Raw genomic sequence first — 24,453 nt, 5'->3', positions numbered from 1 at the left:
ACTCCTTATTTTGGCTCTTTGGCCACCGTCAGGTCTGCCTTGCGTTCGCCAGACAGCATCAACGCCAGACCGATGGCAGAGATCAGAATCAGTAATAAACCCGGAATAGCGGCACGGCCAAAATAGCCCGCTTCGTACACACGCCACAGGTAGGTAGCCAGGGTTTCAAAACCGGTTGGCCCCAGCATCAGGGTGGCGGGCATTTCCCGCATGGCTTCCAGAAACACCAGTGCCGCACCGGCTACCATGCCACGCATCGACAGCGGCATGGTCACTCGCCAGAAGGCTTCTTTGGGTTTGGCACCCAATACCCGTGCGGCTTTCACCAGACTGGGGTCTAGGCCTTCAGCGGTCGAACGCACTGAGCCCACCGCCAATGGCAGGAAGCGGAACACGTAAGCAAACACCAGCAAGGCCAGCGACTGATACAGCACCGGCAGCTGCAAGCCAACGTAAACCATGGCCGTACCCATCACAATGCCGGGCAAACCAAAGCCGAGGAAGGTAATGCGCTCCATCAGTTTGCCAAAGCGTCCGGACATGGCCGCAAACGCCACCGGCAAAGCGATCACCACCGCTGCTACCGCAGCCAGCAAGGAGGCATAGCCGGAGTTCCAGGCCAACGTCATATCAAAGTGATCAATGCCGTCACGGGCCAACCAGATGCCAAATACCAGCAGCGGAATCACAATCGCCAGAATCAGAATGGGGGTCACAAACGCCGCAGCAAGGCCCAAATGCCAGCGCTTGGGCCACAGCTCCAGATGCTTGCCGGGCTTTTCCCGAGCGCCTTTCACCCGCGATTCCAACACCAGCACCACCGCCACAATGGCCATCAGCTGCAATGAAAACATCGCTGCTTCGGCCAGACCGAAGGCGTTGTATTCCACAAAAATAACCCGGGTAAAGGTGTCGAAACGCATGAACGCCGGTGTACCAAAATCCGACAAGGTATACAGCGCCACCAGCAAGGCGCCGGCAGCAATACCGGTAATCGCCCGTGGCAGCACCACGTACCAAAGGCTCGCTGGCAGCGACATACCGAGGGTTCGGGCGGCGTTCACCAGACTGCCATCAAGACTCTTGAGCGAGGCCCGGGTGGTCAGCATGACGTAGGGGTAGGAATAGATCACCATCGCCAATGTCGCACCGGTCAGGCCATCCAGCACCGGCGTGGAGATGCCAAACAGCTGCGCCAATTCACCGGTGGGGCCAGAGGCCGCATACAGCGTAAACGCGCCAATATAACTGGGCATCGCCAGCGGTGAGGCCAATATCACCAGCCATAACGAGGGCATGGGAAGCCGCACATAAGCGGTCAACAGCGCCAGTGGCACGCCGATCAACACCGAGCCCAATACCGTCAGGCCAGTCAGCAGCAGCGAGTTCCACAGGATGCGCAGGTTGTAGTCGCCCATCATGTCACTGGCGTCTGATGCCAGGTCGAACAGTACCAGCAGCGGCAGTACCGCTGCGATGGCAATGATCAGGGCAAGAGGATACGGGGCCGGGATGCGCTTCATAACACGCCGGTCTGGCGCATCAATCTCAGCGTAGGTCGCAGGTCGGACAGTTTCGACAGATCGATGTCCGGCGGCGACAGTTCGGTCATTGGCGGAATGCCCGCAGGCGGTTCAATACCGTTGACCAGAGGAATTTCATACGCTTCGCGAGCAAGGTAGCTCTGCACTTCCTTGCTCAGCAGGTAACGTACGAAGTTAATTGGCAGATCGCCTTCGGTCAGCGCCATCACACCCGAGGCGTTAACCAGACAACCGGCGTCGTCTTTGGTGAAGGCCAGTTGCACATTGGCATCCGGCTTACCGGCTTTCAGGCGCAGGGTGTAATAGTGGTTGGCAAAACCCAGGTCCACTTCACCACGCTCAACTGCCATCACCACACCCAGCTCACCCGCGTACTTGGTGGCTTTGGCGTTAATGGCCTTGAGCCATTCGCCCGTTACCTTATCACCTTCCTGAATACGCATGGCGGTCAGGAACGACTGGAACGAGGAATAGGCAGGCGCCCAGCCCAGCTTCAGGTCGGTATCGGCAAGGGCCAATACGCTGTCAGGAATTTTGTCGGCGCTTACCCTTGACGGGTTGTACGGCAGGGTACGAATGCGGCCAGTAATAGGTGCCCAGTTTGGATACTGGAAACTGGTGTCGAGCAGGTCGGTCAGGCTTGGCGGCAACGCCTGGCCCTGACCGTTGTCTGCCACCACACCAATGGCGCCGGAATCCACCGCCCAAAACAGGTCGGCTTTCTGAATACCGGCTTTGGCCTCCGCCATAATGGCGTTGGCCAACGCCGCGGTAGCACCACGGCGAATGGTGAGCGTCAGCTCAGGGTTACGCTTCTGAATGGCGTCCAGTACGTTTTCGTACAGGCCGCCTTCACCACGCCCCAGATACAGGGTTAATTCGCCTTTCAACTGCGGCAAATCATTGACCGACTCAGGGTCGCGCTTGCTTTGGGCGAAAACCGGATTGCTCATCAATGGCAATCCGCCAAGTGCGCCCATCGAAGCGAGCGCCTGTATCAGGGTACGTCGTTGCACGTCAGAATACGTCCTTACGTTCTTTTTCAACTTCTTCCAGCAGCGTGCGAGCACGCTCCAGCTTGGTCTTCATTTCTTCGACCACGGAGCGTACCTCATCTACGGACTTGTTGTCTTTGATTGCCAGCGGCAAAGTCACGTTGAAGTACTTCTCCATGTCGGTTACCAGCTTGGCATCCTTCTCGATCAGCATGCCTTCGATGCCTTCGAAACGGTACAGGTAAGTATCGTGAACCAGCGTCGTCGCAACGTCGCTCAGCTGCTCGGCGTACTTGGCAACCACACGGTCCAGACGATGAGAGATGTCGTCCACGGTTTCAACCGGAGTAGTCGGTTCTTTTTCAGTGGTCTGAATTTCAGGCAGCAGGTTCTGAGCCTGGTAGTGAGCCGCCAAACGAACCGCACCCAGTGCTTGCCACAGGGTTTGCTCCAGTTTTTCCTGCTCGGCGCGAACGTCCGCTACCGGCGCTTTTGCATCGATCTTGCCCTTGATGCCAAACAGACCCTGCCAGATAGAAGCGTAGATAGGCACATAGTTGGTTTCAATGGCAGAGTGGAAATCCACCTCTTCCCAGATATCAACCACGGTTTCAGCCTTGGCTGCCTTCTGGCCTTTTTCTTCATAGCGATCAACGATGCCGTCGATCTTGCCAATGATCCAGTTCACTTCCTGAGTGTACTGATCCATGTGGGCTTTCATGTCGTTTACGTGGTCACCGATTGCGCCGTTTGCCGCCGCCAATGGGCTGAACATGGCAGCCATCAGGCTGACAGCGCCAGCACATACCAAAGAGTTCATACGGTTTTTCATAACTATCCTGATTTGATTCTTTTATGAATGAATTCCCCAGCATCAGGGCAGGCCCACAACACTGAAACCGACTGACAGCTTGCAAGTGTAAACCAATCAAAGGTCGAGAAGCTGTTAATGTGAACAATGATATTGATTCTCAATTGGTGTCACAAGACCGCAATAGAGCTCTTGACCAAAAAACCGTCGCACATCAACCGCTCCAGAACCCGGGTTCTGCTTCTGCACGTCAATTGTCACTGAAAACAGCGGCCCCGTTCACGGAAGCGACGCCCCAGTGCATTTTCTGATCACACCAGGGAACACTGAAATCGCTGCGCCAGCACAGTGCTGACCACATGGTCAGGCGCACTAATTTACGTCACGCCAAGTAAACAGCCCAACCACACACGCCCCGCAGCACATCAATGCCATTGCATACGCTCACCGCCAGACTGATCTGACTCAGGCAATCCACCCTGATCCCATCGGCCAAAGCCGTCGATTGCTCTTGTTTTCTTGCTGCATGGAAATTTTCTGCCCAAGTGGTCAGCTAATTGCTATCTCAAACGCCAGTTGTCCACTCGGTCAGGTTTAGCACCATAAAATCCCGACCCGCGACCTAATCATTTAACTGAAAGAGACAGAGGTAAAAGAGAGAAGATGATGAACAAACGCACACTGATCATGGCCCTTGCCGCCAGCACCGCAGCCGCCGCAACCATGCCCGCAGCCCACGCCGAACGCTATTTTTCCGACAACAGCATTTCCGTGCTGATGGGCGGCGACTTCAAAGTGGACACCAACGACTGGCCACAAACCAACAAGGACTACGGCCTCACCACCTACACGGTTGAACACGTGTCCGGTTACAGCTGGGGCGGACTGTTCTTCTTTATGGACCGCGATCAGGGCGACGACAACTTCCGCGCCACCTACAGTGAATTTTCACCCAAGTTCTACGTCGCCAAATTCGACGACAGCATCATCAAAACCGTCAACCTCGCCTTCACCGTAGAATCCGGCTCCACCTCCTCCGGCTTCAGCCAGGACAACTACCTCTACGGCGTTGGAGCCGATTTGGCCATTCCGGGCATGAACTACGCCAGCGCCACCTGGTACTACTGCAAAAACGACAACGACGTCGAAAACGATCACCAGATCACCCTCACCTACGGTGCTTCGTGGGGTAACGCCGCACTGGAAGGCTACATCGACTACTCCACCGGTGCCGACGACCACAAAGCCAGCTTTAACTTCAATCCGCAGCTGACCTATAACCTCGGCCCAATGCTGGGCTACGACAACAAGGTCAAAGTAGGCGTAGAAGTCAGCTCATGGCACAACAAGTACGGTACCGAATTCGACGAAGATACCGTCAGCGCGATTATTAAAGTGCACTTGTAAAAGAGTGCGCCTGTAAAACTACGGCTTTAACAGTTGCAAGAAAGCCGTTGGAAACAGGCAAGAAAAAACGGCCAGGCCATCATGGAGATTTGGTGGTCTGGTTTTTGCTCTTTATTCTCTTCGAATTATATATATTCCCTGTCTCAGCCGATTGATAAACAAAGAGATCAGCTTCGAGCTTAAGAATTCTATACGCCGCGCCTAACTCCGGGCCTAGAGGTTGCGCAGGCTTCATAGCCCCATTCTTGATCTGCCCCAGTGTGAAACTATGGTATATATCTCCACTAACAGCCCATAATCCGTATTCTGTTGATTCGCTTGTCGTTCCATCAGGATATTCCTTTTTGAACGTCGTGATAAACGTTCCGTCAGGCCTAAGTAACTCGATGCTCTCGTGCGAACCACCACCTTCGTATGGTTGAACACTTCTCCATTCTCCAACAAGAGACAAGGCAATGTCCGATGGACGGGTAGTGATATCCTCATAATCTTTAATTTTGCTTTCCCCAGATAAATGACCGGGTATTGTCGAACATCCACTGAGACCGAGCACTATTAACGAAATAACTGCTATTTTATTCATATCCATTCCATTGATGCGTGTCATTTAGAGTTCTTCGAATACTACCTCAACAAATAAGTACCTATCTTGGCATTAACTCAGAAATCGTATAAAAACCCATGATTTCAAGGATACGTTGCCAGCCGAACGGAAAATGCTTCTCCTAAATTTTATCTGTTTGATCCGTCGCTCGCGATATACCGTGCAACCCCCAAAAGGCTCATCCATTCGACTTACAACAACAACCCACCCTCAATCGGGTAAAACTCGCTGGCGGCGTTAATCAGCGACGAAGCTGTGAGTTTGGTGACGCCATAGACCTCTACCTGTTTGCCTTTACCCACTCGCAGTTTGTTGGCCAGTAAATCGAAGTCGCCGTCACCCGATACCAGTACCACCACATCGGCTTCAGAGCCGTATTCCAGTGCATCAATGGTAATGCCGACGTCCCAATCGCCTTTGGCGGAACCGTCGGAGCGTTGAATAAAGGGCTTCAGGCGTACGTCAAAACCAATGGCCCGCAGTATGTTCTGGAATTCCCGCTGTTTGGGGTCGCCACGGTCGGTGGCATAGGCCACGGCTTTGATCACTTCGCGGCCATCGGTGACCTGGGCCCAGAAGCGGTTGTAGTTGAAGTTGCGTTTGAAGGCGCTGCGGGTGGTGTAGTAGACGTTTTGAACGTCTACGAAGATGGCGACGGTGGTCATGGCTGGCTCGTTGATTCGGTGTTCCCTGTATCCAACCACAGCCAGCCGCCGCTGGCGAACTCTTGGGGCATCTATTTCATTTCGCACCTGCTCGGGCCTCTGCGTGCTTGTGCAGGTACAGACGCCCCAGGCTGTTTACTGCAAGGTCGTCGGCTTGCCGTAGTCCTGACGTTCGGCCAGCCACTCGTTGTAGTCAGGCACGACCTGACTGGCGGGAACTTCGGCCAGAATTTCGAAGAAATCGCTGCGGTAAGCACCTTTCAATACGTCGGCCCTTGGTTTGCCCCGCACCACCAGCACGGACTGCTCGTTCTGATGGTCGAAGCTGCGCCATTGCTGTTCTCCTTTTAACAGCTGATAGCGATGTCCTTCCAACGCTTTGACCACACGCTTGGGTGATACCGATTTTGCCCGTCTGACCGCGTCCACGTACTGGTACACCACCGAATAGGCGGAGGCCGCTGCTGCCGACGGGCGGTGCTGGTACAGCGTACTATAGGCATCGACGAATGCCTGACCGCGCTGATAGCCGAATTTGGCCGGGGCATTCCAGCTCCACGGCATGGTGGCCAGCACTCCGGTTAACGCCGATGCCCCTATTTCCTGAGCGGTTTCCAGATCGAGCGTGGGAACCACAATGGTCATCCGCTCATGCAAGCCCAGCTGACGGGCGTGCTGCAACATATTGGCAAGGTCTCGTCCGAACTGGATCAGCACCAGTACATCGGCACCGGAGTTATCAGCGGCTGCCAGTGCCATCTCCAGATCTTGTTTGCGAGGCTTGGGGTATTGGGTGGGAATACTGGCGTGCTGGCCACGATCGCCGGTGTTGGTAAAGCGCCGCATGGAGTCTTCGGTAGAAGTGCCCCACGGGCCACTGGCGGTGATGTAGAAGAAGGTTTTGCCTTGCAGGGAATCAGCCATCACGCTGGCCAATGCCGCAGCCGACATACGGGCACTCTGATTTTCCCGAAAGAACAACTTGTGGCCACGCTTGCCAGTCAGTTCATTGGCATAGGCTTGCACCGCAAAGTACGGCACACCGTGGCGCTGGGCCTCACGCCCGGTGGCACGGGACACTTCGCTGGAAACACCGCCCATGATCATTTGCGCCCCCTGCGATACCAACTCGCTGACGTTACCCGCCACGCGTGCCGGATCGAAGTTGGTATCGGTCGTCAGCAACTCCAGTTGCTTACCCAACACCCCGCCTTGCGCATTGATTTCGGTAATGGCCAACAAGGCCCCTTCTGCCTGGGCAAAACCGTGGGATTTGTAGCGACCACTGAGGGGATAGTTGAGCCCCAGTTTGATGGTGTCGGCAGCCCATGTGGCTGTGGCACCCAACAGCAGTGCCGTCGCGGCGATCAGTTTCAAAGAAGTGTTCATACCCTGTCCTGTGGCCACACCGGCAAATGTGGCGCTGCTTTTATTATTGTTGCTACAGGTTAAGGGAAAACCGTCTGACGCAAGGATGATATTGCTGGTGCCATATATATCAATTTCGTCAGCTGCTGGTTGCAAAGAATACGCCCCACAGCCCGCTATGGCTGATCCAGAGGCCGATGTTCGGATAGAGGGAGCCCTGCTTGTTCGCGAATAAAACACCCAAACGGCAAAAATACCCTATAAAAACAAAGCCCGATTGCAGCGATGAACTTAATGAAGCAGACCGTCATCACTTGAAGGACTTTCGCCTGTTTTATGCGTTTATTCAGAGAAAAGGTCTGTATCTATTTGGCTAAAATTGAATGGTCTTCTGGTTTGGCCCGTCACGCTGGAAGCAAGGGACTATCTGAATAACCCTGCACAGCTCTGTCATCCAGAGCGGGCACCGGGTTGTTCAAAAGGTCCCAAGACAAACCAATAATGATAAGGACTGTTAAATGGAGCTGTTTAACGAATGGGTGGGAGCCGTAAACGGTATTGTTTGGGGCCCCATGATGCTGGTGCTGATTCTGGGTGTGGGCTTGTTCCTGCAACTGGGATTACGGCTGATGCCAATCCGCAAGCTGGGCACAGGGTTCAGCCTGATGTGGAGTGGCCGCAATGCCCCTGAGGGCGAAAAACAACAGGGGGATATTTCCCCGTTTCAGGCGCTGATGACCGCCATGTCGGCGACCGTGGGCACCGGTAACATCGCCGGTGTGGCCACCGCGGTATTCCTGGGTGGTCCGGGTGCCTTGTTCTGGATGTGGTGTACAGCACTGGTGGGTATGGCGACCAAATACTCCGAAGCCGTGCTGGCGGTGAAATACCGCGAGGTAGATGAAGAAGGCAACCACGTTGGTGGCCCGATGTACTACATCAAGAATGGTTTGGGTAAGAACTGGGCCTGGATGGGTGCCGCCTTCGCCATCTTCGGCACCATTGCCGGTTTTGGTATTGGCAATACCGTGCAATCCAACTCGGTTGCCTCAGTGTTGGAAGCTAACTTCTCGGTGCCTGCATGGGCAACCGGATTGGTATTGATGGTGCTGACGGCTGCGGTACTGCTGGGCGGCATCAAGCGCATTGGCTCGGTTGCGGGTGCTCTGGTGCCATTGATGGCGCTGGGCTATCTGGTGATTGGTCTGATCGTACTGGCGATTAACTCGGCTGAAATTCCCCACGCGCTGGAGCTGATTTTCACCTATGCCTTTACCGAATCGGCTGCGGAAGGCGGTTTTGCCGGTGCTGCGGTATGGGCGGCGATTCGCTTTGGTGTGGCGCGCGGTGTGTTTTCCAACGAAGCCGGTTTGGGTTCAGCGCCAATCGCACACGCGGCGTCACAAACCAAGGACCCGATCCGTCAGGGCCTGATTGCAATGCTGGGCACCTTCATCGACACCATCGTCATTTGTTCCATTACCGGTCTGGTGATCATCACTTCCGGTGAGTGGACATCCGGCGTCTCCGGTGCTGCATTGACGTCGGCTGCTTTCGCAACGGCCTTGCCGGGTGTGGGGAATTATCTGGTGGCGATTGCGCTGGCGGTGTTTGCCTTCACCACCATTTTGGGCTGGAGCCTGTACGGCGAACGCTGCGCGGAATACCTGTTTGGCGTTAAAGCCATTCGACCATTCCGGGTGCTGTGGATCGTTGCCGTGCCAGTAGGCACCGTGGTGAGTCTGGATACCGTCTGGCTGTTGGCCGACACCCTCAACGCCATGATGGCGCTGCCGAACCTGGTGGCACTGGCGTTGTTAAGTCCGGTGGTGTTCAAGCTGACTCGCGAATACTTCGACAAGCACTGATCAGTGCAACAGGAGGGGCGTGAGAGGCTCCTCCATCCACCTGCTTGCAGGTGATCCCAGGCCGCCAGACGGGTGGCAGCCTGACTACGTTAAACATCCTGTCCAGCTGCTACCCAAGCAGCTCAATTGAGCGAAGTTTACAGGCGACATAACCGCACTCCACCTTGGACAGATAGGCGCCAAGAGGCCCCGCTCACTCCGATTCCCTGATGCATAAATATGGTCATTCAGGCCAAAGCGCTACAAAACCTGCCAATCACAAAAAAGAAAGCGATCAATCACTTTCTTTTAAAAAGGGATGACTATATGGTGAAAAACACAACAAAAAACTCGCTCACTTCATAACGCATCAATGATATTTCAGAGAGAAAATAATGAACCTACACAAGCCGATTCAACAAACCACAGCGGTGATAGTTAGTATTTTCATGTCCTTGAGTGTCTTTTCGGAACCAGTTGGTATGCCGGACAATCGTCAAATATACAGCTACATCGAGGATATCGTTGGATTTGGTTCTCGCCATACTGGTAGCCAAGCAATGAAAAACACCACCAATTATATTTCAGGGAAGTTTTCCGAGTTTGGTCTTGAGAATGTAGATATTCTGAAAGGAAATAGCCAACAGTGGAGAATTGAAAACTGGAGTTTATCCTTTGGCAATGAAACGATCCCTTCGTTTTATATGCGCCATACTTTCTACAATGGCACAACGGGTTCTTTCTCCACGCCTGAAAAAGGCCTGAACGCCGACATTGTCTATGTTGGAAATTCAAAAGACTTAAGCGGCATGGATGTAAAAGGTAAAATTGTTGTTGCTGACATAGTTCTCGGGGATATTGATACCGAGCTACTACAAGATGTTTCAAGCTTCGTTTACGACCCTGAAAACAGCATAAAAGGTATCGAAAAGTTAAACCCTTTCACCCCCAACAACTATCCTTACAATATGGCATCTGCCATTGAAGGTGGAGCAGTAGGATTTATTGGAATATTGAGCAATTATTTCGATAGCAACCGTTTTTACAATGAAGATATTTCCTACTTTATTTCTGAAGACTATCACTTTGACATTCCCGGATTATGGCTATCAAAACGCGATGGAGACACCCTTAAAGCACTGATCCAACGATCCCCCGGCACCCAGGCGAAAATCGTCATGAAAGGTCTGGTAGAAGAAGTCGAGTACCGTACCGTTGTTGGCCACCTGAAAGGTCAGACGGACGATATCCTGATGGTGCAGTCCCACCACGATTCCGGTTTTTTCGGTGCTGTCGAAGACGCTAGTGGCGTCGCAGAAGTCCTGGCGCTCGCCAAGTATTTCTCCCAACAGCCGCAAAGCCAACGAAATAAAAGCATGATGTTCGTGACCATGGACACACACTTCACAGACTACGCAGCCCACGAAGACCTCGCCACCAAGGTTATTCTGGAGAACAACCTAAACGTACTGGCGAATGTCACTGTTGAACATATCGCCCGAGAAGTAGAAATAACCGATGGCCAGGCAACACTCTCGGGGGAAGTAGAGCCTCGTTTATTCATCACCTCACCATCGCTATTGAATATGACTGCCAGAGCAGTGAAGTCTCATCAATACGACCGATCAATGGTAATTCCCACTGCAGTCTTCGCAGACGACTACGGCCTCCCCACTGACGTTGGTGTAATCCAATTGCTGACCGATATCCCTGTCGTCAGTCTGATTTCTGTTCCCGCCTATCTGTACGACATGGCAGACACGCTGGACAAGGTTGCCTTTGATGAGCTGCAGCCAACGGCACTGCTGTTGGCCGATTTGCTTGAATCCATGCACCACAGCCCTGTGGATACATTCCAAAAAGACAAACTACTGGAACAATGAGGAAAGCGGACATGAACAAGGTTAATACACAAAGTAGACGCCGATTCCTGCAATACGGTGGCGGGCTCGCATTAGCCGCAGGCGGTTTGGGTATAGCGGGATGCGCCACGGCGGTAAACACGTCCAAAAGCGTTGCTTTCCCAGCCCCTATCGCCGCCCGGAATGGAAAAAACATTCGTACAGTTCGCGGACTTATGGCACCTGAGTACCTCGGTGTTACCGACATGCACGAGCACGTCCTGAGGGATTATTTGCCATCAGAAGAAGATGCCATGGTCATGTTTGACGATGAAACGCTTCAGGAAATGGCAATGCTGAGCGACCCTGGCGAAGTACCACAGCAATTCTTTCCGGAGCCAGGCAACCCAATCACACTTAGAAACCGGCACTACCTGACGCATTTCTATGCCTCAGCCCCAGACCAATTTCTGCTCGACAAAAACTTGATGATGGGTGAGCTGAAGGACTTTGCTGCCTTGGGGGGCCAATCCATACTGGATTGCAGCCCGACCTACGAGCGGGGCAACCCACTAACAATCAGACAAATGTCCGAAGAAACTGGCGTCAATGTAATCATGAGTACCGGGATCAATTCTCACGTTTTGATTCCCAAGAAATATAAACAAATGACCGTCAGCGGCCTCGCCGACTTCTTTGAGCACGAAATTGAAGTGGGTATCGGTGATACAGGAATCCAGTGCGGAAATATCAAGTTACTGGCCGAAAGCTCACATTTCGGGGTTAAGGCAACAGAAGACATTCCGCTGTTAAATGGGTTGCAGGCCGCTGCAGCAATCAGCCGAAACTCAGGAGTTCCCATCACTTTGCACGCATACTTGCTCAAGGAAGAGGTATTTCGGGCTTTTTTCAGCAAGGTGGATTCTTTTGGCGTACCTGAAGGCCGGATGATCATTTCGCACTTTCCTACCTTACTACGTCCTATGCACTATCGAGACCTGATGAAAAACCCTAAAGGCTTTCTGCCTAACCTGGACCTTGGGTACTGGGCCATGGATCAGGGGCATGTGCTTTCATTTGATTTGTTCGGCTCAGGGCATGCCTGGGCTGATACTTCCGCCGGATTGGTCCCGACCTATGATCCAGTATCTTTCTCAGCCATTTACCAATACGTAAAAGCGGGTTATGGCGACCGCATCGTTCTGGGTGCAGATGTATGGATGCGCAACTCAACCCGTGAAAACGGGGGGGCAGGTATGGCTCATATTCTCAACTTTGTTGTTCCGACATTGTTGGAGAATGGCCTGACCCAACAAGAGATTGACCAAATAATGATACATACCCCGGCAAGAATGCTGGCGTTCTAGGGACCCTCTGAAAAACTCGGTGCCCTGCCATCCCCGTTCTGGCGGCCTGCTGCCCGCCAGGACGGGGATGGCGAACTTGAAAAGGACCCGTCAGGCCTGCAAGTCGGCTTCGTGATTCGAAACCATCCGGCAGCCCAGAGTGAGCACCGGATTAAATAGATGTTCCCTTCAGTCTCCCTCTGCAATAACGATCAGAAGAAATAGCCTGAAGCGTCAAAAGTAAGAAAAATAATATCTCTGAAAACCGGTTACAACCATATCAACAATCAGAAGCATCACCCATGGACTTAAAAATGAAAACCCACTATATAATTACGCTATTTACCTTGATTTTTTTAATACCAACAAAATCCAATTCATTCGAAATTGGTGGCGGTTTTAATCTGGACACCAATATTGATATCCTTAGCGACTACCGATTCTCTGGAATATCACAAACTCAAAACAATCCTGCACTTCAGATTGAATCCATGCTTTGGCATGAGAGCGGCGCATACTTTGGGTTATTTTCAAGCAACATTGACGACGGCGGCGATGCCTCACGTGAAAACATGTTCTACACAGGCTTTGATCTATATTTCACGGAAACATCTTATATAAGCACATACATAGGAAGATACATTTATAGCGGCGATGGATCTCAAAATTCCAACGAATACTTCATCGGTGGAGGAATACAGGATTTTTACATTGGCTTCTCATATAACTACAACCAAGGACAATATATTGCCGACTCATCAGCGTATGAGACCAGCTACACATTTCACACACCCTTTGATAGTAAAACCGTCATTCGCTATGGCTATACCGATGTGAATATGGATGCTTTCTACAATGACAACGGAGACGTCCGACAGCATTTCAGTGATTGGGAAGTACGCTTTTCCAAAGATATATCAGGCCTGAACTGGGCCATCAGTTATGTCGATACCGACCTGACAGAAACCGAGTGTTACTATGCTTTGGGCTTTGACGATGTATGCAGTTCTACACTGATCGGCAGGGTTCGCTATACATTCTGACAAAACAGTCCGGCGGGAGATCACTTAATGACCAACGCCCAGCCGGACAAATCAGTATTTTCATGAACGTCCAGTCGTTAGTACACTCACTATGCAGCCATCGGCGCAATTACACATAGCAAATCCATAATCCCGATATTGGTGTTTACTTGAAGACAGAAGCAGATTTCATTCTAAGTACACTGGAAGCATTCTCTATTCCTTTGCCCAAACAACAAAGAAGTCTGGAAAGCTTTGGACGAATACTGCTGGCAACACAGGAAGTCATCGCTGAATATGGGTTCGCCAGAGCTAGCACTGTCGAGATTGCAAAACGCGCCGACTTGTCACAAGGAGGCTTGTTCAAACGCTTTCCGTCAAAAGACACTCTGGTTGCAGCGATGGTCTTTTATACGGAAGCAAAAGCCCGAAGCGCAGCCCTTCAATCCCTTGAACAAAACGTCCTGAATGCCTCCATTCATACCCGCGCCGACCGTATTGTCAGGGACTATTGGCAGTTTATTCAAACCAGTGAGTTCAAAGCGGTTGATGCGGTATGGCATGAAATATCAGTCAACCCACAACTCCGTATGGCGATGACACCGGTATTTGAATTCAATCACAGATCGGGGGATCTGACGGTTTATTTCCCGGAATTTGAAAACACCCGTTTTATTCAAATGCTCAGTCAGACTTTCTACGCAGGAATTGAGTACATTTCCTTCAACCATTCGGTAGGGGTAGAGCAGAATGTTGATGAAAAACTGAGCATGTTGTCAGACATGCTCAGCCGCGAACTGGAACGGCTTCAATCCACTCAATCCTCATCCGCCTGATAATCCGCGCTTTCAATATCGCGTTTGGCCTGCACCGGGTTGGCCATCCATTTCATAATGACGTCGCCTTCGCCACGGCCGTAGATGGTCAGGGTGCCGAAACCCAGAATCCGTCCCCAGATGCCCTGATTGATTTCAATGGCTTCAATGGCGTCCAGTTTCATTTCGTCGGTTTTGCGGGAAATGATGCCGCTCTTGTGGATAACCCGTTTGTTGGTGACACCCTGTTCGGTGCATTTCCAGGTTAACCAGTAATAAAGCGCGACGGGAATCCAGATGATGGTGACGCACAGGATGACGTGCAGTACGAGAAAAAAGCGAATGATCCAGTGGAATTCAAACACTTTATAAATACGTTCCCCTTTGGACAGGGATTCGTCGATGTAAGCCATCCATCACTCCTCAAACCGTTTGGCTGTTGACGTTGAGGGCCACAAAAAGTGCCCTCAAAAGGCCGGTTATTGAGCCGCAAAAAGCGACCTGGTGAAAGTGCTTTTCTGCTATCTGTGTCGCAAGCTGCTCAATTGGCCCGGCCATACCATTTGCAGAAGCGGATGTTATTTACCAATCCACACCTGTTTGGCATTGGTGAACTCACGAATACCATGAGGCCCCAACGAACGACCGTAACCCGACTGTTTGATACCGCCGCTTGGCAACCTTGGGTCGGTTTTCACCACGCCGTTGATGCTCACCTGACCTGCTTGCAGGTTCAGAATGGCCTGACGTTTGTACATCGGCTTCTGGGTCCAGATACTGGCGGCCATGCCATACGGGCTGCTGTTGGCTGTTGCTAACGCATGTTCGAATGAGTCGACTTTCATCACAGCGATCACCGGGCCTGCCAGGTCTGTGCTGAAGACTTCCATTTCCGGTGTCACATCAGCCAGCAAGGTCGGCGCGTAGTAATAGCCCGGGCGCTGAATGGTTTCGCCACCGCAAATACAACGAGCACCGGCATCAATAGCAGCGTTAACCTGTTGCTCAATGGTGTGCAGCTGCTGGCCGGTGGCGATGGGGCCAATGACAGTATCGTCCAGTAACGGGTCACCAATAACCGGGGATGCGATGCGTTGTTTCAACAGATCAATAAATGCGTCGTACACCGGCGCTTCGACCAGAATACGCTTGGCCGCGTCGCTGGATTGGCCGGTGTTATTCAGGCGCGACTGAACCACGGCGTCGGCGGCTTTCTCCAGGTCAGCGGCATCGACCAGCACAATGCACGGATCGGCGCTGCCCAGTTGCAGCACGGTGCGTTTGAATTCAGCCGCGGCCACTCCTGCCACCTGTGCGCCTTCACTGGCAGCACCACGGAACAGCACGCCCTGAATCGCCGGTTGGCGAATCGCCAGTTCGATGTCGTCCTGAGCGACCGGCAAGTTCACCACGATGTTGGCGTCTGGCACTTTCAGGCGGCCAAATACGGTTTGCATCAGCTCGACAATCATTTGGGCACAGCCTTGCAGCTGGGGAGCGTGCCTTAGCACGCAAGCATTGCCAGCCATCAGTGCCGGGGCCAGGAAATGAAACGCCTGTGCAACCGGTTCCTGCCAGCCCAATACGCCCAGCAATGCGCCTATCGGCTGATAGGTAACAAAGCTGTCCTTGGCATCGGAGACAATGCTGTCGCTTTCTAGATAGCCTTGGGCATGCTCGGCATAGTGTTCGCAGCAATCAGCAGCCTGCTCGACTTCTGCCAACCCTTGCGTGATCGGCTTGCCCATTTCCATCGCCATCATCTCGGCCAGCGGTTGCTGCTGTTCACGCAGTTCGGCGGCAACTTCCATCATCATTTTGGTGCGCAGGTTCAGACGGGTTTCACGCCACTTGAGCCAGGCGTTTCCGGCAAGCTCAATGGTGGCCTGAATGCCTTCGGCATTGAGGGCCGGATAGGTTTCCAGCACCAGTCCTGTGGTGGGATTAATGGAGGTAAGAGTCTGTTGTGTCGCCATGGTGTCTCCTGCTGCGGACGGTTTACTGCGCCACCCGCGCTGGATGGTCTTCGATGCCAGTTATCTGTCTTCCTGCGCCTTGTACAGGGATTCGCCTTGTTCGCCAAGTGTCCGAGCATATCAAAGTGCCTGAACAACCCAGCAACACCTCATATTTGGCCGAATACAGATGATGCTCTGCCGCGGGTCACGACTCACCAGCTGGATGACAAGCACAAAGATCAACGCCTGTTCGGCTCTTGCGGATTTTGAGATTCACAAGTTGAAATTCGGCAATTTGGGCCAAGCCATCGGACGTTGTTAAAAATGACGCGACTCACAAAAAATAACGATGGTTAAAAGCACCAAAAACAGTCCCTGAAAGCGACGTTAAATCATCAAAAATCGCCCTTTAAAGCCCATGAAAGCTGGAGAAATGGCATCCCCTACCAAAGCATCAGAGAAAGCATAACGGTGGGTAATAGGATGAGTGAAACTTGTCATTCAGATGAAAAAGCTTCGCTATACGAGGGTATAAGGCGGCCCTACTATCGCGCCATCCAACACGTAACAAAGCTGACAATCTACCGGAGGCGCTCTATGAAAAACGTTAGTCAAATCGATCTGGATAAAATCATGGCCGAAGCATGCGCTGAACGCGATGCCTACCTGGCGGCACAGTTTCAGGCTCTGGTTTCCAACATCAAGGCCAAACTCAAAGCCAGGCTGAAGAAGAAAGCGCTGCTGGTGCACGCTCACTGATCCAGCCGTCGTTGATCCCGTCAGGCCACCGGCCGATGGCAAGAATCCAACAATAAGTCGTTCTTGCTGTCAGGCACAGCCTGAGGTGGAAAGCATTGGTCCTTCCCTGTTTTCTATTTTCGTTTTTTCTTTCGCGCGTTTTCTCTGCTATCGAGCTTTCCCCCCTCCCTGCTGCTCTCCTTCCCTGAATTCTCTTTCCCTGTTTTCTTTTTCATCTTTTATTCCAACACCTTCGCCAAGCGCCCCGCAAAGCAACGATCTTCCGTTCGTCAGACACACCCGCTATGCACTGAGGACAATCTGACGGAAACAGGCCAGCCTGGAACGTGAACAGTCAATTGCCATGGCAGTAATTCCGGTCTGCTGAAGCAAGCCGATTTTTCTGGTCGTTTTAACCGGCAGAAAAACATCGACACCATTCGCGAGCCATCCGAGGAGACTCCTGCCATGACACCGCTTCGCTCTGCACTTTCCCGTTCTCTTATGACCGCCATGCTGGGCCTTACCGCAGCGGTTTCCAGTGTGGCCAGCGCCGCCAGTCTGGATTTTTCCAACGAATACAACGACAAGTCGATCCACGCCCAGGGCGATGCCTACTTTATCGAACAGGTGTCCAAACTGAGTGGTGGCGATGTGGACATCACCCTGCACACTAGCGGTGCCCTGGGCTTCAAGTCGGCCGACCATTTCTATGCCGTAGCCGATAACGCCATTCAAATCGCCGACACTCTGGCGGGTACCATGGGCGGTATTGACCCAATATTCCTGCTGTCGTCGCTGCCATTTGTGGTCAGCAGCGTGGACGATGCCGAAACCCTTTATGAAGTTGCCCGTCCTTATTACGAGAAGGTCTTCGAGGATAATGACCAAATCCTGCTGTATGCCTCTCCCTGGCCAGCCAGTGGTATCTGGTCGAAAGGGCCGGTGAACTCGGTGGACGAGCTGCACAATCTGAAGATTCGTACTTACGACAAAAACGGCACGATTGCCTTCAAGGAAGCCGGAGCCGCACCGGTGCTGCTGTCGTGGGCAGACGTAGTACCACAGCTGTCGACGGGCGGTATTTCGGCGGTGCTGACGTCGGCTGAGTCCGGTGCCAACGGCAGTTTCTGGGAGCATCTGAACAGCTACAGCGAAATCCGTTACGCCATTCCGCTGAACATGGTGCACATGAATCGCGAAGTGTTTGACGACCTGCCCGAGAAAGACCAGCAAGCCATTCTGGAAGCGGCCAAGCTGACCGACGCCCACAACTGGCAAACCGTACGCACCCGTCTGGCTCAAAACTACGACGAGCTGAACCAGCACAAGGTCAACATCATCACCGATATCGACCCGGGCATGGCCGCCGATCTGAAAGCCGCCGGCAAACCGGCACTGGATGAGTGGCTGAAGAGCACCGGTGACACCGGCCAGCAAATCTTCAAGCAGTTGCAGCAATTCGCTGCCGAGTAAGCCACCAATGACTGCGTTTCTATGGGTGGTAAAACGCATCAATCAGGCTGGCGGCATCATTGCCGGCAGCCTGATTGTGTATATGGCGGCGCATATCCTGCTGGAAATTGTGCTGCGTTTCTTCGATACCTCGACCTACATTCTTAACGAGTTTGTCGGCTACGCCGTCGCCACCATGACCTTTATGGGACTGGGTTTTACGCTGGAACGGGCCGGACTGATCCGGGTGGATATGCTGATCGACCGCCTGCCCCATGTCTGGACGGTGATTCTGGATGCGTTGGTGTCTACCGCAGTACTGGTGCTGTTCAGCTGGCTTAGCTGGTACTGGCTGCAAAACGTGTTGCGCAGCTACAAGCGCGGCATTACCAGTGATTCGCTGGTCGATACCCCCATCTGGATTCCCGAAGGACTGGTGTTCATTGGCATGGTTGTGCTGTGTATCACCTTGTTGGCCCGCGTGCTGAGCCTGCTGGTTTACCAGCAACCGCCTTGCTATCTGGAAGCAGACGAAACCGATGGCGATTCAGCCAATTCACAGCAGAGCGAGGTGGCCTGATGGAAACCCTGATGACCACCCTGGGTGTTGTGGTGCTGATTTTTCTGGTGCTGGGCCTCGGTGCCTGGGTCTTTGCCGGACTGGTTATGGTGTCGGTGCTGTCGCTGTTCTGGCTGGGGGATTTCAGCTTTCACCGCATCGGCGTCACCCTGACGCGGATTCTGTTTCGGGCCGGTAACTCGTGGGAGCTGTCGGCCATTCCGTTATTCATCTTCATGGGTGAACTGATCTTCCGTTCGGACATTTCCGAACGCCTGTTCAAAGGGCTGGAACCGTTCGCTCGTCGCATTCCCGGAGGCATCCTGCACACCAATATTTTTGGCTGTACGCTGTTTGCTGCGGTCAGTGGCTCCAGTTCGGCCACCACCGCTACTGTCGGCAAAATCACCACCCGTGAACTGCAACAACGCGGCTACGACCGCAAGCTGTCGATTGGCTCACTGGCCGGTGCAGGCAGTCTGGGGCTGCTGATTCCGCCGTCGATTGTGATGATCGTCTATGGCGTGCAGGCCGAAGTATCAATCAGCAAACTCTTTATGGCCGGTGTGCTTCCGGGTCTGTTGATCGCCGCGCTCTACTCCGCTTACCTGTTCGCCCAGGCAGTGATGCATCCGCAAAAAGCCCCGCGACAAACAACCGAAGAAAGCAGCGTCACCTTGTGGCAAAGCATCAAACTGCTGAGCCCGGTGCTGGCACTGATTTTTGTGGTGATTGGTTCTATCTACTCCGGATTGGCAACGCCGTCAGAAGCCGCAGCCGTTGGCCTTGGCGCTTCGCTGTTGATGCTGGCTGCCGAACGGCAACTGAGCTGGGATCTGTTCAGCGGCGCACTGCGTTCGGCCATCCTCAGCAGCGTGATGGTGTGTTCGATTTTGGTCTGTGCGGCCCTGCTGGCGACTGCCGTTGGCTACCTGCACATTCCACAAGACCTCGCTGCCGTTATCTCGGCCATGGACCTGAGCCCGGCCCAACTGCTGATGATTCTGGCGCTGTTCTACATAGTGTTAGGGCTGTTTCTGGACGGTATCTCCATCACCGTGATGAGCCTGCCGATCACCCTGCCACTGGTACTGCAAGCCGGCATCGACCCAATCTGGTTCGGCGTGTTTCTGGTAATCATGGTGGAACTCGGTCAAATCACCCCGCCGGTGGGCTTTAACCTGTTTGTGCTGCAAGGCCTGACCGGTGAAAAGCTTGGCAAAGTCGCACTGGCTGCCATGCCATTCTTCATTCTGATGTGCTGCGCTGCGCTATTGATCACCCTGTTCCCCGGCATTGTGCTGTGGCTGCCTGAATTAGGGAGTGGGTAAACAGGGCTTGGGAATGGGTAGTGGCTGATACGGCTTCTGCGGTGCCGATCAAAAACAGCAGGCCATAAAAAAACCCGACCTGACGATCGGTCAGGTCGGGTTTTCAAACAGCCAGACCGGGCTTGCGCCCGGCCGATCACCGCGGTTTACGCGGTGGTCGTTTCAGACTGCTCGGCACGTGCCTTTTGGGCTTGTGCCTCGGCTGCTACGGCGCTGTTGTCCGCAGCAACTGTTTGGTCGGCGGTGCTGTCCGCCTGAATCGCCGTCAATGCGATGGTGAAGACGATGTCGTCTACCAAAGCACCACGGGAAAGGTCGTTCACGGGCTTGCGCATGCCTTGCAGCATTGGGCCAATGCTGATCACGTCGGCAGAACGCTGTACCGCTTTGTAGGTGGTGTTACCGGTGTTCAGATCCGGGAATACAAACACGGTGGCCTGACCGGCAACGGCACTGTTCGGTGCCTTGGAGCGGGCCACGCTTTCCATTACGGCAGCGTCGTATTGCAGTGGGCCGTCGATCAACAGATCCGGGCGTTTTTGCTGCGCAATACGGGTTGCTTCGCGCACTTTATCCACATCAGAACCCTGACCGGAGGCACCGGTGGAGTAGCTGATCATGGCGACCCGTGGCGGAATGCCAAAGGCCATGGCGGAGTCGGCGGACTGAATGGCAATATCGGCCAGCTGTTCGGCGTTCGGGTCAGGGTTGATGGCGCAGTCGCCGTATACCAGAACCTGATCCGGCAGACACATAAAGAACACAGACGACACCAGGTTGGTGCCCGGCGCAGTCTTGATCAGCTGCAGCGGCGGACGAATGGTGTTGGCGGTGGTGTGTACCGCGCCACTCACCAGACCATCCACATGGCCCAGTTCCAGCATCAGGGTGCCCAGCACAACGTTATCGGCCAGTTGTTCTTCGGCGATGATTTCAGTCATGCCCTTGTGAGCGCGCAGCTCGACCAGACGACCAATGTAGTTGCCGCGAATTTCGTCCGGATCGAACACGTCGATGCCGTCGCCCAGTTCAATGCCCTGGTTCTGTGCCACGCGGTGCACTTCTTCCGGCTTGCCCAGCAGTACACAACGAGCGATACCGCGCTTGGCACAAATGGCCGCGGCTTTTACGGTACGAGGCTCGTCGCCTTCCGGCAGCACGATGGTTTTGGCGGCGCTACGGGCACGTTGGATCAGGTTGTAGCGGAACGCTGGCGGCGACAAACGACGCTGGTATTCGCTATCAACATAACTGTTGAGCCATTCGGCATCGATGTGACGGGCAGTTTCTTCCTGAATGCGGTTCAGGCGCTCGGCATCGTCCAACGGAATCTCGTTGTCCATGCGTTGCAGGTCCATGGCGGTCTGCCAGCTGTTGGTCTGCACTTTCAGTACCGGCAAGGTGCTGTTGGCAGCGCCAAACTGTTCGATCACGCGTGGATCAGGTTCGCGGTCACCGGTCAGGATCAGGCCTGCCAGCTCAACGCCGTTCAGGGCGGCCAAACCGGCGGCCAGCATCACGTCGTCACGGTCGGCTGGGGTCACGACCAGAGTACCCGGACGCAGTTCTTCCAAGACGTTGGCCACGGTGCGAGCACACATGATGACGCGGCGGGCACGACGGCTGTCCATGTCACCGGCGTTAATCACGCTGGCGTTCATGTGTTTGGCAACGTCACTGATGCGCGGGGCGTTGATGCCATCACGCCACGGGATTTCACCCAGTACCGGGAAGTGGTCGCCGAAGATGGTGCTCTGCTCGCTCATTTCTTCAGCGGTCAGGCTCTGACGGCTACCGGTGTAGTCGGTCAGCTCTGGCTGACTGCGGCCATTGTTGTCCAACGGTGCGCCCAGCTTGTTCAGCAAGCAGCCGATCAAACGCTTGTTGCGCACGCCACCGTACGCAGCGGCGGTGATTTCGATGTGGTCTTCAAACGACTCAACCGAATCAGCGGCCGGAGCAGCAACCAGAACCACCTGGGCGTCCAGCGCCTTGGCGATTTCCTTGTTGATACGAGTGGCGTATGGCTGGTTGGCGGTTGGAATCACGCCTTCAATCAACACCACTTCGCTGCCTTGTGGGCGCGACTGCTCGTAGCGGGCAACGATTTCTTCCAGCAGCTCATCGCCACGACCGGAAGACACCAGATGCTCGGCTTCACGCATGGAAAGCGGCTGACCAATCGGCTGTTCGCAGCTGCCTTGCAGCAGGGCGACGGTGCGGTCTTCGGCACCGGCATCGGTCTGGTTTTCAGCGATCGGTTTGAAGAAATGAACCTTGATGCCCTGACGGTCCATGGCATGGAACAAGCCCAATACCGCGGTTTTCAGGCCAACGCCGATACCGGCCGGAGCCAGCATTAATGCCTGTGCCATTACTCAGCTCCAACCGGTTGTGCAGCTTCAACAAAACGCACAGCATCCTGGGCGATCATCAGCTCTTCGTTGGTTGGAACCACCAGGGCTTTCACCGGGCTGGCGTCGGTGGTGATTTCACCGGAACCGCCACGAATGGTGGCCTTGTTGCGCGCAGCGTCCACATCAATGCCAAGGAACTGCAACTGACGCAGGGTTTCTGCGCGGATTACGTCGGAGTTTTCACCAATACCACCGGTGAACACCACGCCGTCCAGACGGCCCAGTGCTGGCACCATGGAGGCAATGGTACGGGCCAGACGGTAGCTGTAGATTTCCAGTGCCAGCTGGGAACGCTCGTGGCCTTCTTCAGCGGCTTCTTCGATGGTGCGGCAGTCGTTGCTCAAACCGGAAATACCCAACAGGCCGCTCTCTTTCCACAGCATGTCGTTGATCTGGTCGATGTTCATATCCAGCTGTTTGGCCAGATATTCATGAATGCTTGGGTCGATGCTACCGGAACGGGTGCCGTGCACGATGCCTTCGTTTGGCGTCATACCCATGGAGGTTTCCATGCTTTCGCCGTTCTTCACCGCACATACCGATGCACCGTTACCCAGGTGGGCAATAACCATGGCGCTGTCTTCCAGAGGACGCTTCAACATGGTCGCTGCCTGTACACAAACGTAGCGGTAGCTGGTGCCGTGGAAGCCGTAACGACGTACCGCATTCTCTTCGTACAGTTTGTACGGCAGCGGGTAGATGTAGGACTTGGCTGGCATGGACTGGTGGAACGCGGTGTCGAACACAGCGGTGTGTGGCAGGTCCGGGAATACCTTACGGGCGGTTTCAATACCCGCCAGGTTGGCCGGGTTGTGCAGCGGTGCCAGGTGGTTGCACTGGCCAATCTTGTCGGCCACTTCGTCGGTAATCAGCATGGATTCGCGGAAGAATTCGCCGCCATGCACCACACGGTGACCAACCGCCTTGATGCTTTCACCCAGACCTGGCTGCTGCTGGATAAACTCCACCACCGCAACCAGCGCTTCATCATGGCCAGCATTCGGCAGGCTGACACGGGTTTTCTCGCCGTTTTGCTTGAACGCAATCTCGGCACCTTCGCTGAACAGACGCTCAGCCTGACCGGTTAAGACTTCATCACCAAATTGAGGGTCGATCACGGCGAATTTGATAGAAGAACTGCCGCAGTTAATCACCAGTACCAGTGAGGTAGACATGGGTTACCTAAACCTTTGTATGTCGGGGGCATGCATGGGTGCCCGAAACTAAATTCAAATGCTTTCCGTGCGCGTGGAGCGTTCCCTCGGCGAACGTTGAGCCTTGGCCAATTAAGGTTGCTTGGGGAGATGCAAGAACACTGAGCGCAAGCTCAAAACTGCAACAGGTGCTGTTCTTGATCAGAAAACCAGGTGGGAGTCGTTGTTATAGGCTGGTTCCGGCACCGCAGCGTCACGCCGATGTGAGCTGTGGCTTCGTGGCGGCGGATTGTACGGCTTTGGATCGGGAAAATATAGACTTTAGTCTAACACCCAAAGAAACAAGGGCTTTTGCAACTTTCGTACACGGAATAATCAGCAGGCAGGGAGGCTGACTTTTTATGATTGCCTGTCAGGAACAGATCGATTTCCTCAATATGTAACATTAAAAGCCAATTATTTTTGGCATTTTGATGACAGCCCGGAACAGCTGCCCATTTGATCAAAAATACAGCAGAGATGGCACAAACCCCGTATTAATGGGGCTTATGTAGCTTTTGAAAGTCGGGAAATGAG

The 24,453-nt window shown here is 53.7% G+C and carries 20 protein-coding genes; 10 read left to right on the top strand and 10 right to left on the bottom strand.

Translation table 11 applies throughout. The features are described from left to right. Positions 1-5: 5 nt before the first annotated feature. The 3 genes from G516_RS0106760 to G516_RS0106750 form a co-directional block, all read right to left on the bottom strand. Positions 6-1,523 (bottom strand): ABC transporter permease, encoded by a 1,518-nt coding sequence (locus G516_RS0106760; RefSeq protein WP_028293006.1) that lies wholly within the window; start codon positions 1,521-1,523, stop codon positions 6-8. After that, the gene (locus G516_RS0106755) at positions 1,520-2,497 is read right to left on the bottom strand and encodes a substrate-binding domain-containing protein (protein WP_245582629.1); all 978 of its coding nucleotides are present in this window, start codon (positions 2,495-2,497) and stop codon (positions 1,520-1,522) included. Before G516_RS0106755 ends, G516_RS0106760 begins: the two co-directional genes overlap by 4 nt. Positions 2,498-2,561: 64 nt before the next feature. Next, on the bottom strand, positions 2,562-3,359 hold the full coding sequence (locus G516_RS0106750; protein ID WP_028293004.1) for a hypothetical protein: 798 nt from the start codon (positions 3,357-3,359) through the stop codon (positions 2,562-2,564). A 654-nt stretch (positions 3,360-4,013) separates the two neighbouring features. Between G516_RS0106750 and G516_RS0106745 the strand changes: the two genes are divergently transcribed. After that, entirely contained in the window at positions 4,014-4,757 is a 744-nt protein-coding gene (locus G516_RS0106745; protein ID WP_051219023.1) for a DUF5020 family protein, read from the top strand. 79 nt (positions 4,758-4,836) lie between these two features. Here G516_RS0106745 and G516_RS0106740 read toward each other — a convergent pair whose 3' ends face one another. From G516_RS0106740 to G516_RS0106730, 3 genes are all read right to left on the bottom strand, one after another. Then, a complete protein-coding gene (locus tag G516_RS0106740; protein ID WP_156878976.1) occupies positions 4,837-5,364 on the bottom strand; it encodes a hypothetical protein in 528 nt (175 codons plus the stop codon). Positions 5,365-5,552: 188 nt separating this feature from the next. Beyond that, positions 5,553-6,026: an NYN domain-containing protein gene (locus G516_RS0106735; protein ID WP_028293001.1), complete on the bottom strand. Its 474-nt coding sequence runs from the start codon at positions 6,024-6,026 to the stop codon at positions 5,553-5,555. A 135-nt stretch (positions 6,027-6,161) separates the two neighbouring features. Then, the gene (locus G516_RS0106730) at positions 6,162-7,415 is read right to left on the bottom strand and encodes an ABC transporter substrate-binding protein (RefSeq protein WP_036535050.1); all 1,254 of its coding nucleotides are present in this window, start codon (positions 7,413-7,415) and stop codon (positions 6,162-6,164) included. A 497-nt stretch (positions 7,416-7,912) separates the two neighbouring features. Between G516_RS0106730 and G516_RS0106725 the strand changes: the two genes are divergently transcribed. The 5 genes from G516_RS0106725 (at position 7,913) to G516_RS23780 (ending at position 14,286) form a co-directional block, all read left to right on the top strand. Further along, positions 7,913-9,262: an alanine/glycine:cation symporter family protein gene (locus G516_RS0106725; protein ID WP_028292999.1), complete on the top strand. Its 1,350-nt coding sequence runs from the start codon at positions 7,913-7,915 to the stop codon at positions 9,260-9,262. Positions 9,263-9,636: 374 nt separating this feature from the next. Then, positions 9,637-11,124 carry a M28 family peptidase gene (locus G516_RS0106715; protein ID WP_028292998.1) on the top strand — a complete coding sequence of 496 codons (1,488 nt, stop codon included), beginning with the start codon at positions 9,637-9,639 and terminating at the stop codon, positions 11,122-11,124. An 11-nt stretch (positions 11,125-11,135) separates the two neighbouring features. Continuing rightward, positions 11,136-12,449, top strand: a complete 1,314-nt coding sequence (locus G516_RS0106710; protein WP_169449506.1) for a phosphotriesterase — start codon at positions 11,136-11,138, stop codon at positions 12,447-12,449. A gap of 293 nt (positions 12,450-12,742) precedes the next feature. Continuing rightward, positions 12,743-13,471 (top strand): TorF family putative porin, encoded by a 729-nt coding sequence (locus G516_RS0106705; RefSeq protein ID WP_169449505.1) that lies wholly within the window; start codon positions 12,743-12,745, stop codon positions 13,469-13,471. Positions 13,472-13,620: 149 nt separating this feature from the next. After that, complete coding sequence (locus G516_RS23780) at positions 13,621-14,286, top strand: TetR/AcrR family transcriptional regulator (RefSeq protein ID WP_169449504.1); 666 nt, start codon at positions 13,621-13,623, stop codon at positions 14,284-14,286. Here G516_RS23780 and G516_RS23775 read toward each other — a convergent pair. Both G516_RS23775 and G516_RS0106685 read right to left on the bottom strand, forming a co-directional pair. Continuing rightward, positions 14,268-14,678: a PH domain-containing protein gene (locus tag G516_RS23775; protein ID WP_051219022.1), complete on the bottom strand. Its 411-nt coding sequence runs from the start codon at positions 14,676-14,678 to the stop codon at positions 14,268-14,270. The two genes, G516_RS23780 and G516_RS23775, sit on opposite strands and share 19 nt — an antisense overlap. A gap of 165 nt (positions 14,679-14,843) precedes the next feature. Then, positions 14,844-16,241 (bottom strand): aldehyde dehydrogenase family protein, encoded by a 1,398-nt coding sequence (locus G516_RS0106685; protein ID WP_028292994.1) that lies wholly within the window; start codon positions 16,239-16,241, stop codon positions 14,844-14,846. Positions 16,242-16,820: 579 nt separating this feature from the next. On the opposite strand from G516_RS0106685, the gene G516_RS24630 reads away from it, so the two are divergent. The 4 genes from G516_RS24630 to G516_RS0106665 all read left to right on the top strand — a co-directional run bounded on the left by G516_RS24630 (position 16,821) and on the right by G516_RS0106665 (position 20,306). Further along, positions 16,821-16,982, top strand: a complete 162-nt coding sequence (locus G516_RS24630) for an RSP_7527 family protein (protein ID WP_156878975.1) — start codon at positions 16,821-16,823, stop codon at positions 16,980-16,982. Between the two features lie 447 nt (positions 16,983-17,429). Continuing rightward, positions 17,430-18,437, top strand: coding sequence for a TRAP transporter substrate-binding protein (locus G516_RS21390; protein WP_036535045.1), 1,008 nt, complete (start codon positions 17,430-17,432; stop codon positions 18,435-18,437). 7 nt (positions 18,438-18,444) lie between these two features. Beyond that, the gene (locus G516_RS21385) at positions 18,445-18,996 is read left to right on the top strand and encodes a TRAP transporter small permease subunit (RefSeq protein ID WP_051219021.1); all 552 of its coding nucleotides are present in this window, start codon (positions 18,445-18,447) and stop codon (positions 18,994-18,996) included. After that, a complete protein-coding gene (locus G516_RS0106665; RefSeq protein ID WP_028292993.1) occupies positions 18,996-20,306 on the top strand; it encodes a TRAP transporter large permease in 1,311 nt (436 codons plus the stop codon). The genes G516_RS21385 and G516_RS0106665 overlap by 1 nt, the downstream gene beginning before the upstream one ends. Before the next feature lie 146 nt (positions 20,307-20,452). On the opposite strand, the gene pta is transcribed toward G516_RS0106665, so the two are convergent. Beyond that, positions 20,453-22,681, bottom strand: coding sequence for a phosphate acetyltransferase (pta, locus tag G516_RS21380; RefSeq protein WP_084644915.1), 2,229 nt, complete (start codon positions 22,679-22,681; stop codon positions 20,453-20,455). Then, a complete protein-coding gene (locus tag G516_RS0106655) occupies positions 22,681-23,898 on the bottom strand; it encodes an acetate kinase (RefSeq protein ID WP_028292992.1) in 1,218 nt (405 codons plus the stop codon). Before G516_RS0106655 ends, pta begins: the two co-directional genes overlap by 1 nt. Between the last annotated feature and the right edge of the window lie 555 nt (positions 23,899-24,453).

The sequence above is a fragment of the Oceanobacter kriegii DSM 6294 genome (assembly GCF_000422845.1).
In the GTDB taxonomy this organism is placed as follows: domain Bacteria; phylum Pseudomonadota; class Gammaproteobacteria; order Pseudomonadales; family Oceanobacteraceae; genus Oceanobacter; species Oceanobacter kriegii.
The sequence above is the reverse complement of the archived record's forward strand: the minus strand, read 5'-3'. Positions and strand labels throughout refer to the sequence as shown.

What these genes read in the sequence shown, in the direction of transcription:
- G516_RS24630 (WP_156878975.1), top strand. Translation starts at nt 16,821, where the DNA reads ATGAAAAACGTTAGTCAAATCGATCTGGATAAAATCATGGCCGAAGCA.
- G516_RS0106755 (WP_245582629.1), bottom strand. Translation starts at nt 2,497, where the DNA reads ATGAGCAATCCGGTTTTCGCCCAAAGCAAGCGCGACCCTGAGTCGGTC.
- G516_RS0106750 (WP_028293004.1), bottom strand. Translation starts at nt 3,359, where the DNA reads ATGAACTCTTTGGTATGTGCTGGCGCTGTCAGCCTGATGGCTGCCATG.
- G516_RS0106735 (WP_028293001.1), bottom strand. Translation starts at nt 6,026, where the DNA reads ATGACCACCGTCGCCATCTTCGTAGACGTTCAAAACGTCTACTACACC.
- G516_RS0106705 (WP_169449505.1), top strand. Translation starts at nt 12,743, where the DNA reads ATGAAAACCCACTATATAATTACGCTATTTACCTTGATTTTTTTAATA.
- G516_RS0106725 (WP_028292999.1), top strand. Translation starts at nt 7,913, where the DNA reads ATGGAGCTGTTTAACGAATGGGTGGGAGCCGTAAACGGTATTGTTTGG.
- G516_RS0106665 (WP_028292993.1), top strand. Translation starts at nt 18,996, where the DNA reads ATGGAAACCCTGATGACCACCCTGGGTGTTGTGGTGCTGATTTTTCTG.
- G516_RS0106685 (WP_028292994.1), bottom strand. Translation starts at nt 16,241, where the DNA reads ATGGCGACACAACAGACTCTTACCTCCATTAATCCCACCACAGGACTG.
- pta (WP_084644915.1), bottom strand. Translation starts at nt 22,681, where the DNA reads ATGGCACAGGCATTAATGCTGGCTCCGGCCGGTATCGGCGTTGGCCTG.
- G516_RS0106710 (WP_169449506.1), top strand. Translation starts at nt 11,136, where the DNA reads ATGAACAAGGTTAATACACAAAGTAGACGCCGATTCCTGCAATACGGT.
- G516_RS0106715 (WP_028292998.1), top strand. Translation starts at nt 9,637, where the DNA reads ATGAACCTACACAAGCCGATTCAACAAACCACAGCGGTGATAGTTAGT.
- G516_RS0106745 (WP_051219023.1), top strand. Translation starts at nt 4,014, where the DNA reads ATGATGAACAAACGCACACTGATCATGGCCCTTGCCGCCAGCACCGCA.
- G516_RS0106655 (WP_028292992.1), bottom strand. Translation starts at nt 23,898, where the DNA reads ATGTCTACCTCACTGGTACTGGTGATTAACTGCGGCAGTTCTTCTATC.
- G516_RS23775 (WP_051219022.1), bottom strand. Translation starts at nt 14,678, where the DNA reads ATGGCTTACATCGACGAATCCCTGTCCAAAGGGGAACGTATTTATAAA.
- G516_RS0106730 (WP_036535050.1), bottom strand. Translation starts at nt 7,415, where the DNA reads ATGAACACTTCTTTGAAACTGATCGCCGCGACGGCACTGCTGTTGGGT.
- G516_RS21385 (WP_051219021.1), top strand. Translation starts at nt 18,445, where the DNA reads ATGACTGCGTTTCTATGGGTGGTAAAACGCATCAATCAGGCTGGCGGC.
- G516_RS0106740 (WP_156878976.1), bottom strand. Translation starts at nt 5,364, where the DNA reads ATGACACGCATCAATGGAATGGATATGAATAAAATAGCAGTTATTTCG.
- G516_RS0106760 (WP_028293006.1), bottom strand. Translation starts at nt 1,523, where the DNA reads ATGAAGCGCATCCCGGCCCCGTATCCTCTTGCCCTGATCATTGCCATC.
- G516_RS21390 (WP_036535045.1), top strand. Translation starts at nt 17,430, where the DNA reads ATGACACCGCTTCGCTCTGCACTTTCCCGTTCTCTTATGACCGCCATG.